Source organism: Actinocrispum wychmicini, from assembly GCF_004345645.1.
Classification (GTDB): domain Bacteria; phylum Actinomycetota; class Actinomycetes; order Mycobacteriales; family Pseudonocardiaceae; genus Kibdelosporangium; species Kibdelosporangium wychmicini.
Genome location: NZ_SLWS01000001.1, coordinates 798,565 through 814,830, shown reverse-complemented (window position 1 = coordinate 814,830; position 16,266 = coordinate 798,565). Strand labels below are relative to the sequence as shown.

Below are 16,266 nucleotides of genomic sequence, written 5' to 3'. Positions count from 1 at the left end.
CTCACTTGCTCTTCACCGAGGTTAGCTTGGAAATCAACGAAGCCAACAGATTGATCACGGTGATGATCACGATCAGGGTGACCGCGGCACCCCACACCCGGGCGTCACCGATCTCGTTGATGGTGTTCCGTTGGACGTTCATGAACAACGGCAGCGAGGCCATGTTCCCGCCGAACGGGTCGTAGTTGATGAAACTGGTGTAGCCCACCAGGATGAGCACCGGCGCGGTCTCACCCATGACCCGCGCGATGGCCAGCATGATGCCGGTGATGATGCCGGACAGCGCGGTCGGCAGCACGATCTTCACGATCGTCTTCCACTTCGGGATGCCCAGCGCGTAGGACGCCTCACGCAGCTCGTCCGGCACGATCTTGAGCAGCTCCTCGGTGGTCCGCACGACCACCGGGATCATCAGCATCACCAGGGCGAGCGACACGGCGAACGCGCTGCGCGGCAGGCCGAACGTGGTGACCCACAGGGCGTAGATGAACAGCGCGGCCACGATCGACGGGACACCGGAGAGGATGTCCACGGTGAACGTGATCGCCTTGGCCAGCCGGGACCGCTTGCCGTACTCCACCAGGTAGATGGCGACCATGATGGCGACCGGCACGGCGATCACCGCGCACATCAGCGACTGGATCAGGGTGCCGTAGATGGCGTTGTAGACACCGCCGCCGGACTGCCTGCCGGTGAGGGTGCCCAGCGACTTCTGCCACCAGGTGGCGTTGAGGACGTGCGGCAGGCCGCGTTCGATGACCGTCCACAGCAACCAGATCAGCGGCGCGACGGCGACGACGAACGCGCCGACCACCAGCACCGTGGCGATGCTGTTCTTGGCTTTGCGAGCGGTGCTGATCTGCTGGAACGCGGGCGTCGCGGCCGGCCGTTCCAGGTCGGAGACGGGAGCGCTCACTCGTACTCCTTCTTGCCCACGATGAACGACCTGGCGATCGCGTTGACCACGAACGTCAGCAGGAACAGGACCAGGCCCGCGGCGATGTACGCGCCCGCGACCTTCGCGTTGTTGAACTCCGCGGCGGCGCGGGCGATCTTCGAGGCGATCGTGTCACCGCCGTCGAACAGGCTCCAGCCGAAGTTGTTGGTGGTGGTCGCGAGGATGATCATCACCGCGATGGTCTCGCCGAGGGCACGGCCGAGGCCGAGCATGGACGCGCTGATGTAGCCGGCCTTGCCGAACGGCAACACCGTGGTCCGGATGACCTCCCAGCGGGTCGCGCCGAGCGCGAGCGCGCCCTCGACCTGCATGGTCGGCGTGCGGTCGAAGACCTCACGGGTGATGGCGGTGACGATGGGGAGCAGCATCACGGCGAGCACGATGCCGGCGGTGAAGATGGTCTGGCCGATGCTGCGGTCGACGTTGCCGGTGGCGAAGATCGGGATGAACCCGAGCGCCCGGTTCAGCCAGCCGGTGATCGGCTCCAGCACGGGCGCGAGCACGACCGCGCCCCACAGGCCGTAGATGATCGAGGGGACCGCGGCGAGCAGGTCGATGACGTACGCGAACGGCCGGGCGAGCCGCCGGGGCGCGTACTGGGTCAGGAACAGCGCGATGCCCAGTGCCACCGGCATCGCGATGATCAGCGCGAAGACCGAGCTGAACACGGTGACGAGCAGCAGGTCGAGCACACCGAACGCGAGGTTGTTCGCGTCGCCGGCCGACCACTGGCGGCTGAACAGGAAGTTGGCGTTGTCCGCCGACAGCGCGGGGATGGCCTGGGCCAGCAGGAAGGCACCGATCGCCACGATCAGGACGACGATCAGGATGCCGGACCCCTTGGCGATGCCGCTGAACAGCTTGTCGCCGGCCCGGGTCACGGTCTTCGCGGCGGCCGGAGCCGGGCCTGGATCTTGAGGTCTCGCTGAAATCGGAGCCTCCGAAGGGGGTTCGGTCACCGAACCGCCCCGCCGCTCACCGGGTTCACCGGTGGCGACGGGGCGTGGAGACCTCGGGCGGATCTCACTCATGGCGAATAGTGCCAGCCCTTACTGTCGGATCAGCCGATGGCCTTGACGGCCGTCAGGATCTTGGCCTGGAAGTCCGAGGGGAGCGGAACGTAGCCGGCGTCGGCCAGCTGTGACTGCGCGTCGGTCGCGGCCACGGTCAGGAACGCCTTGACCGCCTTGGTGGTGTCCGCGTCGTAGCCCTTCGAGCAGACGATCTCGTAGGTCGCCAGCACCAGCGGGTAGATGCCCTCGGTCTTGCTCGCGTAGAGCCCCTTCAGGTCGAGCACCAGGTCGTTGCCCTGGCCCTTGACCGTGGCGCTCTTGATGGCCGCGCCGGCGGTGTCGGCGGTCAGCGCGGAGCCGTTGAGCTTGGCCATCTTCAGCTTCTTGTCCTGGGCGAACGACCACTCGATGTAGCCGATCGTGCCGTCGGCGGCGTTGATCGCGTCCGCCACCCCGGCCGAGCCCTGCGCGCCCTGGCCGACGCCGCCGACGAACTTCTTGCCCGCGCCCTTGCTGCCCCACACGCTCGGCGAGGCGGCACCCAGGTAGGTCTGGAAGTTGTCGGTCGTGCCCGAGTCCTCACCGCGGTAGATGACCTTGATCGGCTTGGCCGGCAGCGCCTTGCCGCCGTTGGCCGCGGTGATGTCGGCGTTGTCCCAGCTGGTGATCCCGCCGGTGAAGATCTTGGCCACGACGTCGCTGGTCAGGTTCACGTCGCCGGTGGCGCCGTCCAGCTTGTAGGCCAGCGCGACCGGACCGAACACCATCGGCAGGTTCCAGGCCGCGTTGTCCTTGCAGCGCTTCTTGGCCGCGTCGGTCTCACCCTTGGCCGCGTCCAGCGCGGAGTCCGAGCCACCGATGTCGGTGATGCCGCCGTTGAACTGCTTCACGCCGTTGCCGGAACCGGACGGCGAGTAGGCCAACTGCTGGCCCGAGCACTTCTGGCCGTAGGCCTGGATGAACACGTCCATCGCGCCCTTCTGGGCGCTGGAGCCTTCGGCCACGAGCTTCTGCTTGCCGCCGCACTCGACCGACGAGGTCCCGGTCGGTCCGCTCGACGAGCTTGAGCCGCCGCCGTTGCCCGAGGGAGTGTTCGTCGCGTCCGATCCACACGCGGTGAGCGCGAGGGCGCCGGCCGCGATGAGACCGGCTACGGCAAAGTGCCGCTTGATCTTCACCTGTTCCTCCAGTCGAGGAGTTTCGTCCGTTTCGCGACGAGCTCGCCGCTCGTCGGGGACGCTAGGCAGCGCGAAGGAACGAACGACCCTCTAGCGGTGAACGGAAGGTGAACAAGGCACCCATTGTGAGCAGGGCTACCCCATTGGAACGACCCCGTGACCTTCCCGCGACCTGTGGGTTTGCCGTCCGTGACGACGCGACCACGGTTACCGTTCGTATTGGACACCAACGTCGAGCAACGTGAACCCGAGCTTCGCGTAAACAGCGATCGCCGGGGTGTTGTCGCTCTCCACGTAGAGCGTCACGCGGGGCAGGCCGAGCGCCTTGAGATGCCGCAGGCCGACCAGGGTGAGGGCCTTGCCGAGGCCGCCGCCCTGCGCGTCCGGTTCGACGCCGACGACGTACACCTCACCGGTCGAGTCCGGGTGCACCTTGGTCCAGTGGAAGCCGAGGATCCTGCCGTCCAGGTCAGTGGCCAAGAAGAAGCCGGCCGGGTCGAACCACGGTTCAGCCTCGGTCGCCAGGACGTCCTGGACGGTCAGCCGGCCCTGCTCCGGGTGCCACGAGAACGCCCGCGCGTTGACCGCGACCATCGCCTCCTCGTCCTGGCCGGGCACGAACGTCCGCACCGCCACTCCACCGGGGAACACCGGTTCGCCCAGCCCAGGACCGAAATCCATGCCCATCCGGTGCAGCTCGCGGACGCGCTTGAAGCCGCACTTCGCCGCCAGCCGGGCCGCCGCTGGGTCGTCCAGATGCGACCACACCCGCAGCGGCTGAGCCCGCTGCGCAAGCGCTTGCAGCATCTCGCCGCCGATGCCCTGGTTGCGGACCTCCGGGCGGACGACCAGCTCGGCTACCTGGTTGCCGAACGAGTCGCCCCGGGTGTCCAGATGCGCGTAGCCCACGATCTCTTCCCGTTCGGCCAGCAGGTGCAGGCCACCTTTGGGCAGATCGTCCTGGAACACCGCACGTGCCTGCGCGGCCTCGTTGTCGGTCAGGTCGGGCAGCCAACGCAGTGCGGTCACCCGTCTACTGAATCACGTCCATGCTCATCGGCTCGGCCAGCTGCGCGGGAATGGCGCCTTTGGGCGGCTGCACGAACTTGTAGCCGACGTTGCGCACGGTCCCGATCATCTGCTCGTGCTCGATGCCGAGCTTGGCGCGCAGCCGACGGACGTGCACGTCGACCGTGCGGGTGCCGCCGAAGAAGTCGTAGCCCCAGACCTCCTGCAGCAGCTGGGCGCGGGTGAAGACCCGGCCGGCGTGCTGGGCGAGGTACTTCAGCAGCTCGAACTCCTTGTAGGTGAGGTCGAGCGGACGGCCGCGCAGGCGCGCCATGTACGTGGCCTCGTCGATCACCAGCTCGCCGAGCCGGATCGCGCCGTCGACGCCCCCGCCGCTCGGGGCGCCGCGCGAGGTCAGCAGGCGCAGCCGGGCGTCCACCTCGGCCGGGCCGGCGGTCGGCAGCAGGATCTCGTCGACCCGCCAGTCCGAGGTCACGGCCACCAGGCCGCCCTCGTTCACCACGGCGATGACCGGGCCGGCGTCGCCGCCGCTGGCGAGCAGGCGGCACAGGCTCTTCGCGCCGGCGAGGTCGATCCGGGCGTCGAGCAGGACCGCGTCCCGGGAGCCGGCTTCGAGCAGGGCGGTCACCTCGGGCTGCTGGATGCGTACGGCGTGCGGGAGCAGCATCAGCGATGGCAGTACCGAGCCCGGCTCGGGGTCGGACGTCAGCAGCAGCAGGTCAAGGCTCACGGGCCACCGCCTCTCGATGGGAACGTTCCAGCAGAATAGCGAGCGTGGCCGGGAAATCGCCTGTTCGTAACACGCGGTTCACACACGTGGGCCGAATCACCGCAGACGGGGTGCGGCTCGATGGCTTCACCAGCACCCCGCGGACCCCCTCCGACCTGGCGATAGTCATCGCTCACGGGTTCTCCAACCACGTCCGAAAGCCGGCGTTCCAGCGCATTGCCGCGCAGTTGGCCGGGCATTTCGGAATTGTCGCGCTGAGCTTTCGCGGACACGGCAGATCGGGCGGGCGGACGTCGATCGGGCCGGCCGAGGTGGCCGACCTGGCCGCCGGTGTCGACCTGGCACGTGAGCTCGGTTACCCCAAGGTCGCCACGCTCGGCTTCTCCATGGGCGCCGCGGTGAGCTTGCTGCACGCGGCCCGGTACCCGGTTGACGCGGTCGTCTCGGTGAGCTCCCCATCCCGCTGGTACGTCCGGCAGACGGCGGCGATGCGCCGGCTGCACTGGCTGGTCGAGGCGCCGCACGCACGTTTACTCGCGCCGTTGCTCGGGGTACGTATGGAGCAGCCCTGGGCGCTGTTACCGACCAGCCCGATCGAGGTGGTCCACCGGATCGAGCCCCCGCTGCTGATCGTCCACGGCGAGCGGGATCATTACTTCCCGGTGGAGCACGGCATGGCCCTGCACCGGGCCGCTGGGCGGGCCGAGCTCTGGCTGGAACCCGGGATGGCGCACGCCGAGACGTCCGTCACCCCGGATCTGGTAGACCGGATCGGCACGTGGCTCAACCGGACCCGCGGCGACGCGTCCAACAAGGAAACCTCTACTCGGGTGGTGGCATGACGACCGTGACGAACAGGGCAGATTCCCGGCGGGCCCCGAAGCGCAGGCGGTCCCGCACCCGTCCGCTCGTCATCACCCTGGTGGTGTTCCTCGCGCTGCTGGTCGGCGCCGACTTCGGCGCCGCGGCGATCGCCGAGTACCAGGTCGCGAAACGGGCCAGGGCCGCGTTCGACCTGACCGACGACCCGGCGGTGACCATCAACGGCTTCCCGTTCCTCACCCAGGCCATCGGGGGTGACTACACCCACATCACGGTCGACGCGAAGGGCGTGCCGATCCGGGACATCCTCAAGGACGTCGAGATCCACGCGGACCTGCGGGACGTGCGGGCGCCGTTGTCGGACCTGCTGGCCGGCCGGACCGACCAGATCGTGGTTGGCGAGATGGACGCCCAGGTCCGGGTCAAGGAGGCCGACTTCAACCGGGCGCTGCAGGTCAACAACCAGCGGGTGCAGACCGCGGACATCACGAACGTGACCATCGCCCCGGCCAGCAAGCAGCGGGTGAACGCCACCGACTCGACCAGCACCGACCCGGACGACGAGAAGGCCGACCAGCAGGCGCTCAAGCAGGAGAAGGAGACCGAGAGCACCACCGCGGGCATGCGGGTCGGCGCGACGGTCAACATCGCCGGCCAGAAGGTCGACATCGCCGTGTTCGCCATCGCGAGCCTGGTGAGCGGTAAGATCGAAGTGGCGGCCAAGCGGGTCGAGCTGAACGGCTCGATCGGCAGCACCCTGCTGGCACCCACCCTGCAGGCACAGGTGTTGAAGCTGTTCACGCCGCCCCCGCTCGACCCCGGCAAGCTGCCGGTCGCGATCACGCCGACCGCGGTGATCGTCGATCCCGGCTCGATCTCGTTGAAGGGCAAGGCGACGAACGTGCCGTTGCACACGGTGTCCCGGTGACCCAGGTCCTGGTGCTGGTGGGCACGCTGGCCGTGGCGACCGCCTTCGGCCTGTTCTGGCGTGCCCGCCAGGGCCAGGTACGCGCCGCCAGGCGCTCGGCCCTGCCTGACCCGTTGCTCGACCTGGTCGACCCGGCGAGCCCGGTGACGCTGCTGCAGATCTCGACGACGTTCTGCGCGCCCTGCCGGCAGACCCGGGTGCTGCTGTCGGACCTGGCGGCGAAGACCTCGGGCCTGCGGCACGTCGACTACGACGTGACCGAGCACCCGGAAGTCGCCACGTCCCTAGGCGTGCTGCGGACGCCCACGACCCTCGCGGTGGACGCCCAGGGTGTGGAGATCATGCGCGTGGGCGGTGTGCCAAAGCGCGACACACTGTTGGCCGCGCTGCGGCCACACCTGCCCTGATCGAGCGAATTTCCCCCGTACGGGCTAGCCCGTAGCGGCGCTGACAGCTGCTCTTGATCACCATCCGCCGGCCACGTGCCGCTGCGGTCCCCTTCGGGAGCGCCGCCGGCCGAGGCGGATCGGCCACGTTCCGTAGCGCCGCCGGCACTGGGCGTCCTGAAAATGATCACCAACAGCCTAACTTTTCGGCGGACACGTGTCGCCGAAAGGGAGCTGTTGTGTGCAGAGTGGTGGGGCTGGCCCTGGCCGGGGCGGTTGTACTGGCCGGGGTTCCCCTGACGTCCGCGGTGGCCGCTCCGGCCGACGGGACCCTGACGGTCCGGGTGATCCGCGACGTGAACGGCAACGGCAACTACGACCCCGCGCTGGAGGTGGGTGTCGGCGGCATCCCGGTGGTGGTGACCGCCCCAGGTGGCGCGACCGCGAAGGGGACGACCGGCCAGGACGGCGTGGTCAAGATCGATCTCGGGCCGGTCGCCGGCGACGGCTACCGGGTCCAGGCCACCATCCCGGCGTCGATGCCGCACCTGAAGCCCGCGCCTGCCGGGAACGGCCTGTCCAGCCTGACGGAGTTCGTGTCCGGGCCGAACCCGAGCGTCACCATGGGTGTGTGGAATCCGGCGGACTACTGCCAGTCCACGCCCGCGCTCGCGGTGGCGTGCGAACGCAACACGCGCAAGGCCGGCGCCCAAGGCGAGGCTCGCTCGGTGGTGAGCGTTCCGTTCGCCGCGCGCGGCACGACACCCACGCCGACACGGCTGGCCAAGCAGGCCGACACGGGCTCGGTGTACGGGCTCGCGTATCGCCGGCAGGACAAGCGATTGTTCTCGGCCGCGTTCGCCAAACGGTTCTCGCCGTACGGGCCGGGCGGTTCGGGCGCGATCTACGCCACCAAAGCCGGTGTCACGACCCAGTTCGCGACCGTGCCCGGCTCGGGCGCCACTCAGCACTCGGGCGACGACGAGTCGTTCGTCTCGGTGCCGGGCAAGGAAAGCCTGGGGGACATCATGATCTCCGAGGACGGCACCGCACTTTACACTGTAAACCTGGCGAACAAGACGTTGTACGTGTATGACGCCACCGTCCCGACAGCGAGTGCCCCGGTCGCCTTGTACCCCGTCCCGAACCCGGGCTGTCCTAACGCGACAGACTGGCGGCCGGCTGCCTTGGGTGGCCGGGACGGCGTGGTGTACGTCGGCGGCGTGTGCGACGGGCAGTCCACGAACAAAGTAACCGACATGAAGGCCGTGGTGTTGCCGTTCAGGGACAACGCTTTCGGGCCGGCCGTGCTGTCGCGGACGCTCGACTTCGAGCGCGGCGCTGTGGTGCAGGGCGGCGAAACCCACTGGCACCCGTGGACCGACAAGCCACCGGACCAGGGTGCGGCATCAAGGCTCGACCCGGCAAGCAGATCTTCGGTCGCCCAGCCGTTGCTCGCGAACATCGCCGTGGAGAACGACGGCGACCTGGTGCTGGGGTTCCGGGACAGGTTCGGCGACCAGGTGGACGACGCGGTCGTCGGCGGGGACGTGAACCGCGCGTGTCGGCAGGGCGACGGGACGTTCGTGTGGGAGGGAACGGGCAGCTGCCCGAACAACCACAAGGGCGCCGCGGACGGCGAGTCGGCCTCGGTGGCCGAGTTCTACCCCGGTGAGTACTTCAAGACCAACGCCGAGACCGCGATGGGCGCGGTGGCGCTCGTCCCCGGCGCCGACCGGATGCCCGCCACAGTGATGGACCCGCTCGCCGACGACACCTCGGGGGTCGGCTGGTTCGACCGCACCACCGGAACCATGCAGAACGACAAGCACAGCAACGGTTTCCAGGTGATGAGCGATCCGCAGGAAGGCTGGTCCACCGGCCTGGGCGACCTGGAGGCGTTGTGCGACCTCGCGCCCGTGCAACTGGGCAACCGGGTGTGGTTCGACCAGAACACCAATGGCTTCCAGGACGGTGACGAACCCGCGTTGCCCGGCGTGAAGGTCACGGCAACGCCGTGCGTGGGTGGCGCCGCCCTGCCGTCGAAGACCACCAACGCCAAGGGCGAGTATGCGTTCGCGACGGCCGACGGCCTGAAGCCGGATACCTGCTACAACCTCAAGTTCGACCTCACCGGCGCGACCACGTCGGTGATCCCGGGCGCACCACCGGGTTCGTCACTGAGATGGACGGCGAAGGGTGCCGGCCCGGACCGCGCCGCGGACTCCAATGTGGACCCCCGCACCGGACTGGCGACCGTCACCCTCGGCCCGGCCGGATCGGTCGACACCACCGTGGACGCCGGGGTGGTCGCCCCCACGAACACGGTCGGCGACTACGTGTGGGCGGACCTGAACCGCAACGGCCAGCAGGACGCGGGCGAGCCGCCGGTGCCGGGCCTGACGGTGTCTCTGGGTGACCGCAAGACTGTCACCGGCCTGGACGGCAAGTACCTGTTCGGCACCCTGCCGGACGGCACGTACTCGGTTTGTGTCGACCTGAAGACCCTGCCGGCGTCCTTTGTGGACTTCCAGGCCACCAGGATGAAGGCGGGCGACGACGCCAGGGACTCGGACATCGACCCGGACACCGGCTGTGCGCCGCCGGTGACGTTGGCCGCCGCCGACGCGGAGAACATGACCATGGACGCCGGGCTGGTGCCGCCGGCCAATCGGATCGGCGACCTGGTCTGGACCGACCTGAACCACAACGGCCTGCAGGACCCGGGTGAGCCGGGCCTGCCGGACGTGCCGGTGGCGCTCGGTGACAAGAAGACGTTCACCGGCAAGGACGGCCGGTACGAGTTCTCGGACATGCCGGACGGCACGTACACCGTCTGCTTCGGGCACTACTCGGACTTCGTGTTCACCACGCCGAAGACCGGCGACGACCAGAAGGACTCGGACGCCGACCCGGTGTCCGGGTGCGCGCCGCCGGTGACGCTCGCGCCGGGCAACCGGTCGGTGACGTCCATCGACGCCGGTTTCACGGTCCCGCCGAACAAGCTCGGCGACTTCGTGTGGAACGACCTCAACCGCAACGGCCTGCAGGATCCCAGCGAGCCTGGCGTTCCCGACGTTCCGGTAACCGTCGGAAACCTGCGCACCACGACCGGCCCGGACGGCAAGTACGTGTTCGACAACATGCCGGACGGCCCGTACACGGTCTGCTTCGACCTGAAGAAGGCCGGTGATTTCCAAGCCACGAAACCGAACGTGGGCGACGACGGCCTTGACTCGGACGCCGACCCTGCCACCGGCTGCTCGACCCCGGTCACCCTCGGCGCGAACCACCGGTCGGACATGACGGTCGACGCGGGTGTCGCGACGCCGGTGAACCGGCTGGGCGACCTGGTGTGGACGGACGCGAACCACAACGGCGTCCAGGATCCGGGCGAGCCGGGCATGCCTGGAGTGACGGTCATGGCCGGCAGCTGGAAAACCGTGACCGGAGCCGACGGGAAGTACCTGTTCGAGGGCATGCCGGACGGCACGTACACGGTCTGCGTCGACGTGAAGACGCTGCCTACCGGCTATACGCTGCCAAAGTCCAGTGTGGACGCCGTGACGGGCTGCGCACCGGCCGTGTCCGTCAGTCCGGATCACCGGGAGGTGCTGACGATTGACGTCGGACTGGTGCCACCGCCGGACACCGTGGGCGACTTCGTGTGGAACGACGTCAACCACAACGGCGTCCAGGACGCTGGCGAGCCGGGCATCGCCGGCGTCACGGTCACAGTGGGCAGCTGGAAAACGGTGACCGGGGCTGACGGCAAGTACGTGTTCCCCGACCTGACCGACGGCACGTACACGGTGTGTTTCGGACGCAAGGACGACCTGCAGTTCACGAAACCGCATGCGAGCGAACGGGAGAGGGACTCCGACGCCGACCCTGCGACGGGGTGCGCCGCGCCTGTCACGCTTGGCGTGAACAAACGGTCCGACATGACGATCGACGCGGGCATGGGCGCACCCGTGAACCGGGTCGGCGGGACGATCGCTCTCAACAAGGCCGCTGGCGTGCCCGGTGTGACTGTCACCGCGGGTGGCGCGCGGACCGTCACCGGACCGGACGGCAAGTACCTGCTTGAGGGCCTGCCGGACGGGACGGGCAAGGTGTGCTTCGCGCCGCCGCTGGGCGACCCCGGCGGCTGTGCACCGGACGTGACGCTGGGTCCGGGCCACCGGGAGAACCTGGCGGTGGACTTCACGTTCATGCCGCCGCCGAACAAACTCGGCGACTTCGTCTGGCTGGACTCGAACCGCGACGGCGTCCAGGACGCCGGCGAGCCGGGCATCGCTGGCGTGACGGTCACGGCCGGTAACGCCAAGACCGTCACCGGACCGGACGGCAAGTACGTGTTCGACGGCTTGCCGGACGGCGACTACCGGGTCTGTTTCGACCTGAAGGCCGGCTATCTGCCGACGGCACAAGGGAAGTCCTCCAGTGCCCTGCCGGACGGCTGCGTCCCGGCGGTCACCCTCGGCGCGGGCAGCCGGTCGCGGCTGGACGTCGACCTCGGCATCCGGCCGCCGAACACCCTCGGCGACCGCGTCTGGGTGGACACGAACCGCGACGGCGTGCAGGACCCGGGCGAGCCCGGTGTCGCCGGGGTGCAGGTCCGCCTCACCGCCGGCCCGACGACAAAGACCGACAACGACGGGAAGTACCTGTTCAACGGTCTCGCGGACGGCCTGCACACGGTGTGCTTCGACCGCACGACACTGCCCACGCAGTACGCGCTGTACCAGCTCACCAAGGGCCCGGTCGACCAGTCGACGTGGTGCGCGCCGCCGACCCGGCTGTTCGCGGGCAAGTACGAGGACCTGACGCAGGACGTCGGCATCGTGCCGCCGGCCAACCGGATCGGCGACCGTGTGTGGATCGACACGGACCGTGACGGCATGCAGGACCCGACCGAGTCCGGCGCTCCGGGCGTGACCGTCCTACTGCGGTCCGCCACCGGCGCTGAACTGAGCAGGACAGTCACTGACCGGTTCGGGGCGTACCTGTTCGACTCGCTGGACGACGGCTTGTACGTGGTCTGTGTCGTGCCGACGGACCTGAAGGGCTACACCATCGGGTCCGGTGTGGACAAACAGACCGGCTGCGGACGCCCGGTCACCGTCGGCCCGTCCGCCCGTGAGGTGCTGACCGTCGACATCGGACTGCTGCCACCGAAGGCGTTGGCCAGCACGGGTGCGTCCGTCGGCTGGCTCGTCACAGGTGGTGTCGCGGTCCTCGCGCTCGGCTTGTTGCTGCTGCTCTACCGGCGTAACAGGACCTAAGGCGTGACGTCGACGACCGCGGGCGCCGAGTTGCCTGCGAGGTGGGCCTCCAGCCGGCGCAGGTTGCCGGCTGGGTCCACCCAGTAGGTGAGGTGGTCGCCCTGGAAGACGTCCACCGGGGTGCCGTTCAGCTGGGTCGAACGCAGCCAGGTGACCGTTCGCCGCAGCGCGGCCGGATCGTCCGGGCCGGCCGTGTGCAGGCTCGCCAGCAGGAGCAGGGTGGTGTCCAGTTCCGAGCCGTCCCGGCGCAGCGGGCGCGTCCACCCCTGGAACGTCAGCTCCGTCCGGTCCCAGTGCAACAGGCCGGTGGCGGCCGGGTCGGTGCGGCCTTCGGTGGTCATCGTCGTGTCGCCGACCCGGTTGGCGAAGTCGACCCGGCCGGTGAGGACGACCACACCGGCACCGGTGGGGACACGGGCTGTGATCGCCGCGGCGGGCATCGACCGGATGTGCGCGAGCCGTTGCGCCTCGGCCGGCGACGGCGGGCGACTGTCCGGTGCGCCGCACGCGGCCAGCAGCAGGACCATGACCAGGTACTTCGTCATGACCGTCCCAACGGACGTCCGGATGGTCGGACGTACCCCTGTCACCCGAACGTGTATCCCATCAGGTGGACGGCCGTGCTCTGAAATGTGGGACCGAGGTAGTCTCGGGCCGTGTATACGTTGCTGACCAGGCGCCGCGCGGTGGATTTCTGCCGCGTCGACTCGAGCCTCTGTCAAGCAACCATCTGACCCGGCGATCTCGTGCGTGCTTCGAGCACGCCCTGTTGCGTTTCCCCATCCAGGTCAGGAGGACACACCATGTCCGCAGGCCCCCCTGTAGACCCGCGTGGCCCGCGCCTCGCGGCATGGATCACCACCGTCGTACTCGCCGTCGTGCTGGTCACCCAATGGTGGCCGCTGCTCGCCCTGCAGGCCGTCGTGTTCGCGATCGGCGCCTTCGCCGGCTTGAAGTACGCGCCCTATTCGTTGATCTACCGCTACCTCGTGGCACCCCGGCTGGGGCCGACCGACGAGCGGGAGGACGCGGCGCCGCTGCGGTTCGCCCAGGCGGTCGGGTTCGTGTTCGCCGCTGTCGGCACCGTCGCGTTCGCCACTGAACTGACCGTGCTCGGCGTTGTCGCCACGGCGTTCGCCCTTGCCGCCGCGTTCCTCAACGCGGCGTTCGGCTTCTGCCTCGGCTGTGAGACGTACCTGCTGCTCCGCAGGTTCACCCCGTCCGTCACTTCAACCAACTAATCCATCGCAAGTAGAGAGGCGCTCGATGAGCCGCGAGAACGTGCTGGTTTCGGCGCAGTGGGCCGAGGACAACCTCGAGACGCCGGGGGTGGTGTTCGTCGAGGTCGACGAGGACACCAGCGCATACGACGCCGGGCACATCCCCGGCGCGGTCCGGATCGACTGGAAGACCGAGCTGCAGGACCCGGTACGCCGCGACTTCGTCGACCGCGCCGGCTTCGAGAAGCTGTTGTCCACCAAGGGTGTCTCCAACGATGACACGGTGATCCTGTACGGCGGCAACAACAACTGGTTCGCCGCGTACGCGTACTGGTACTTCAAGCTGTACGGCCACGAGGCGGTCAAACTGCTCGACGGCGGCCGCAAGAAGTGGGAGCTCGACGGCCGCCCGCTGTCGGCGGACGACGTCAAGCGGGACGAGACCACGTTCAAGGCCCAGGAGCAGGACCACTCGATCCGCGCCTTCCGCGACGAGGTCGTGGCGGCCATCAACACCAAGAACCTGGTGGACGTGCGGTCCCCGGACGAGTTCAGCGGCAAGCTCCTCGCCCCCGCCCACCTGCCCCAGGAATCCGCCCAGCGCGGCGGCCACGTGCCGTCGGCGATCAACGTGCCGTGGGCCAAGGCCGCGAACGAGGACGGCACGTTCCGGTCGGACGACGAACTGCGCGAGATCTACCAGGAAGCCGGCATCGACGAGAGCAAGTCGACCATCGCCTACTGCCGGATCGGCGAGCGTTCCTCGCACACCTGGTTCGCCCTGCACGAGCTGCTCGGCTACGGCGACGTGAAGAACTACGACGGATCGTGGACGGAGTACGGGTCGCTGGTCGGCGTGCCCGTGGAACTGGGAGCGGGCAAATGAGCGACAACTGCGGAGCACCTGACCAGTCGGCCCCGATCGGGGACGCCAACGGGCAGACCGTCCTCACCGGACGCGTGGTGTCCGGTGAGGCCCCTGTGGGCGGCGCGTTCGTGCGCCTGCTCGACGGCAACGGCGATTTCACCGGCGAGGTCGTGTCCTCACCGAACGGCGAGTTCCGCTTCTACGCCGCGCCGGGCGCCTGGACTGTCCGCGCCCTGCACCGCACCGGGAACGGCGAGGCCTCGATCCAGGCCGACGGCCCCGGCATCCACGAAGTGGCCGTCGCGGTCGCGTAGCCCCGCTTGTCCAGCCGGGTGGTCCCCCAGCGGGGCCACCCGGCTCTTTGTTTCTCCCGGGTGGGCAACCTCCCCCGGCACCGCCCGTCTTCTCTAGCGAAAGAACCCACTCGGAGTTCTGAATCAGCTGGGGAGAAACCCATGAAGAAGATGCTTGTTCGGGCTGCCATTTTCGCGATCCTCACCACCGGTGTCGGAATTGCGAGCGCAGGCAACGCAATGGCATGCGACGGCAGCGCACGCTCCGACGAATTCGCGTCCGGCCTGCCGCAGGTCCACTATGGCCAGCACGGTCAGCATGTACTCGCCCTGCAGTTGGCTCTTCGCCACACCGGCTACACCAGCCTGCAGGGCACGGGCAATTACGCCACGAACACATTGAAGGCGGTCCGTGACTTCCAGCGCAAGCACGGCATCAAGGACAGCGGAATCGTCGGCTCGAAGACCTGGCACGCGCTCGTCGGTGCCATGCCGGAGTATCAGACCTTCGGCGGTCAGGCACCGAAGTACAGCATCACGCCCGGCGAGCGGAACCGCGACAAGGTCGACACCCTCGGGCTCATCATCCAGCGAATCCACCCGTACAGCGCGCGCACCCTCCCGGACGGCGACGTCTACGGCCCGACCCTGCAGAAGATGGTCAAGGACTTCCAGCGGCGGGCCGGGATCAAGGCCAGTGGCATCGTCGGCCAGAAGACCTGGGCGGCGATGATGGAGGCGGCTTCGGCCAGCGGTGGCTGGGGTTGCTGAGCACGTCCATTTCATGTTCGTGATCACCTCGTGACCAACCAACCACGCCGACATCCGTCTCTCTTGACAAGGACTTGCTGGGGAGTCCGAAACCGTTCGGGGAGAAAACAATCATGAAGAGAACGTTAGTTCGCGCTGCCGTTTTCCTGACCCTCATCGGGGGAACGGCGATGGCGACCACCGGCACCGCGTCCGCCGCGACATGCTGGGGCCGAGTATTCGATCACTCAAAGGTCGTGCAGTTCGTGTCCGCGCTGCCGCAAGTACGTTATGGCAACCACGGCCATTCCGTCCTGTTGCTGCAACTGGCCCTTCGCGACGCCGGATACCAGGAGCTGCAGGGCACCGGCAATTACGCGTCGAACACTCTGCACGCGGTCCGCGATTTCCAGCGCAAGCACGGCATCAAGGACAGCGGAATTGTCGGCTCGAAAACGTGGCACGCGCTCATGGACAACAAGTCGTTGGCCCGTCAGCCGGGCTTCACCATCTACCTCAACCCTGGTGAGCACGACGGGGACCAGGTCAGCGCCCTGTGGGACCTGCTCTCGGACATCTACCCGTACAGCGTCACGGGCGTTCCCTGGAGCGGCACCTACGAGCCGAGCATTCAGCGGATAGTGCAGGACTTCCAGCGCCGCGCGGGGATCAAGGCGAGCGGCATCGTCGGCCCGAAGACCAGCCAGGCGCTCATCGAGGCGGCCAGCGCCATGACCGTCCGCTGCTGACCCACGGGGTGGAGGGGCACGTCACGGCGGGTCCCTCCGCCGCTGCTGGTTATC

General features: G+C 68.4%; 15 protein-coding genes. 9 read left to right on the top strand and 6 right to left on the bottom strand.

What is annotated here, in order from left to right; translation table 11 throughout:
- Nucleotide 1: 1 nt before the first annotated feature.
- The 5 genes from pstA to EV192_RS04105 form a co-directional block, all read right to left on the bottom strand.
- Complete coding sequence (gene pstA / locus EV192_RS04125) at nt 2–916, bottom strand: phosphate ABC transporter permease PstA (protein WP_132111222.1); 915 nt, start codon at nt 914–916, stop codon at nt 2–4.
- The gene (pstC, locus tag EV192_RS04120; protein WP_424923335.1) at nt 913–1,839 is read right to left on the bottom strand and encodes a phosphate ABC transporter permease subunit PstC; all 927 of its coding nucleotides are present in this window, start codon (nt 1,837–1,839) and stop codon (nt 913–915) included. The genes pstA and pstC overlap by 4 nt, the downstream gene beginning before the upstream one ends.
- A gap of 179 nt (nt 1,840–2,018) precedes the next feature.
- Nucleotides 2,019–3,149: a phosphate ABC transporter substrate-binding protein PstS gene (gene pstS, locus EV192_RS04115; RefSeq protein ID WP_132111218.1), complete on the bottom strand. Its 1,131-nt coding sequence runs from the start codon at nt 3,147–3,149 to the stop codon at nt 2,019–2,021.
- 207 nt (nt 3,150–3,356) lie between these two features.
- Entirely contained in the window at nt 3,357–4,118 is a 762-nt protein-coding gene (mshD, locus tag EV192_RS04110) for a mycothiol synthase (protein ID WP_243726705.1), read from the bottom strand.
- Between the two features lie 64 nt (nt 4,119–4,182).
- Nucleotides 4,183–4,908, bottom strand: a complete 726-nt coding sequence (locus tag EV192_RS04105; RefSeq protein ID WP_132111214.1) for a winged helix-turn-helix transcriptional regulator — start codon at nt 4,906–4,908, stop codon at nt 4,183–4,185.
- Between the two features lie 86 nt (nt 4,909–4,994).
- Between EV192_RS04105 and EV192_RS04100 the strand changes: the two genes are divergently transcribed.
- The 4 genes from EV192_RS04100 to EV192_RS56730 all read left to right on the top strand — a co-directional run bounded on the left by EV192_RS04100 (nt 4,995) and on the right by EV192_RS56730 (nt 12,332).
- Nucleotides 4,995–5,750, top strand: a complete 756-nt coding sequence (locus tag EV192_RS04100; RefSeq protein WP_243726617.1) for an alpha/beta hydrolase family protein — start codon at nt 4,995–4,997, stop codon at nt 5,748–5,750.
- The gene (locus tag EV192_RS04095; RefSeq protein ID WP_132111210.1) at nt 5,747–6,658 is read left to right on the top strand and encodes an LmeA family phospholipid-binding protein; all 912 of its coding nucleotides are present in this window, start codon (nt 5,747–5,749) and stop codon (nt 6,656–6,658) included. Before EV192_RS04100 ends, EV192_RS04095 begins: the two co-directional genes overlap by 4 nt.
- The gene (locus EV192_RS04090) at nt 6,655–7,065 is read left to right on the top strand and encodes a TlpA family protein disulfide reductase (RefSeq protein WP_132111208.1); all 411 of its coding nucleotides are present in this window, start codon (nt 6,655–6,657) and stop codon (nt 7,063–7,065) included. The genes EV192_RS04095 and EV192_RS04090 overlap by 4 nt, the downstream gene beginning before the upstream one ends.
- 218 nt (nt 7,066–7,283) lie before the next feature.
- A complete protein-coding gene (locus tag EV192_RS56730; RefSeq protein ID WP_132111206.1) occupies nt 7,284–12,332 on the top strand; it encodes an SdrD B-like domain-containing protein in 5,049 nt (1,682 codons plus the stop codon).
- On the opposite strand, the gene EV192_RS04080 is transcribed toward EV192_RS56730, so the two are convergent.
- Nucleotides 12,329–12,877: a hypothetical protein gene (locus tag EV192_RS04080; protein WP_132111204.1), complete on the bottom strand. Its 549-nt coding sequence runs from the start codon at nt 12,875–12,877 to the stop codon at nt 12,329–12,331. The two genes, EV192_RS56730 and EV192_RS04080, sit on opposite strands and share 4 nt — an antisense overlap.
- A gap of 258 nt (nt 12,878–13,135) precedes the next feature.
- Between EV192_RS04080 and EV192_RS04075 the strand changes: the two genes are divergently transcribed.
- From EV192_RS04075 to EV192_RS04055, 5 genes are all read left to right on the top strand, one after another.
- On the top strand, nt 13,136–13,573 hold the full coding sequence (locus EV192_RS04075; RefSeq protein WP_132111202.1) for a DUF4395 domain-containing protein: 438 nt from the start codon (nt 13,136–13,138) through the stop codon (nt 13,571–13,573).
- 25 nt (nt 13,574–13,598) lie between these two features.
- Nucleotides 13,599–14,438, top strand: a complete 840-nt coding sequence (locus EV192_RS04070; protein ID WP_132111200.1) for a sulfurtransferase — start codon at nt 13,599–13,601, stop codon at nt 14,436–14,438.
- Nucleotides 14,435–14,734, top strand: a complete 300-nt coding sequence (locus EV192_RS04065; protein ID WP_132111198.1) for a DUF1416 domain-containing protein — start codon at nt 14,435–14,437, stop codon at nt 14,732–14,734. The genes EV192_RS04070 and EV192_RS04065 overlap by 4 nt, the downstream gene beginning before the upstream one ends.
- Nucleotides 14,735–14,875: 141 nt before the next feature.
- A complete protein-coding gene (locus tag EV192_RS04060) occupies nt 14,876–15,484 on the top strand; it encodes a peptidoglycan-binding domain-containing protein (protein ID WP_132111196.1) in 609 nt (202 codons plus the stop codon).
- 113 nt (nt 15,485–15,597) lie between these two features.
- On the top strand, nt 15,598–16,212 hold the full coding sequence (locus tag EV192_RS04055) for a peptidoglycan-binding domain-containing protein (protein WP_132111194.1): 615 nt from the start codon (nt 15,598–15,600) through the stop codon (nt 16,210–16,212).
- The last annotated feature ends 54 nt before the right edge of the window (nt 16,213–16,266 follow it).

Excerpts from the sequence above, each read along its gene's own strand:
- EV192_RS04095 (WP_132111210.1), top strand. The coding sequence starts at position 5,747 with ATGACGACCGTGACGAACAGGGCAGATTCCCGGCGGGCCCCGAAGCGC.
- EV192_RS04070 (WP_132111200.1), top strand. The coding sequence starts at position 13,599 with ATGAGCCGCGAGAACGTGCTGGTTTCGGCGCAGTGGGCCGAGGACAAC.
- EV192_RS04065 (WP_132111198.1), top strand. The coding sequence starts at position 14,435 with ATGAGCGACAACTGCGGAGCACCTGACCAGTCGGCCCCGATCGGGGAC.
- EV192_RS04055 (WP_132111194.1), top strand. The coding sequence starts at position 15,598 with ATGAAGAGAACGTTAGTTCGCGCTGCCGTTTTCCTGACCCTCATCGGG.
- EV192_RS04080 (WP_132111204.1), bottom strand. The coding sequence starts at position 12,877 with ATGACGAAGTACCTGGTCATGGTCCTGCTGCTGGCCGCGTGCGGCGCA.
- EV192_RS04060 (WP_132111196.1), top strand. The coding sequence starts at position 14,876 with ATGAAGAAGATGCTTGTTCGGGCTGCCATTTTCGCGATCCTCACCACC.
- EV192_RS04075 (WP_132111202.1), top strand. The coding sequence starts at position 13,136 with ATGTCCGCAGGCCCCCCTGTAGACCCGCGTGGCCCGCGCCTCGCGGCA.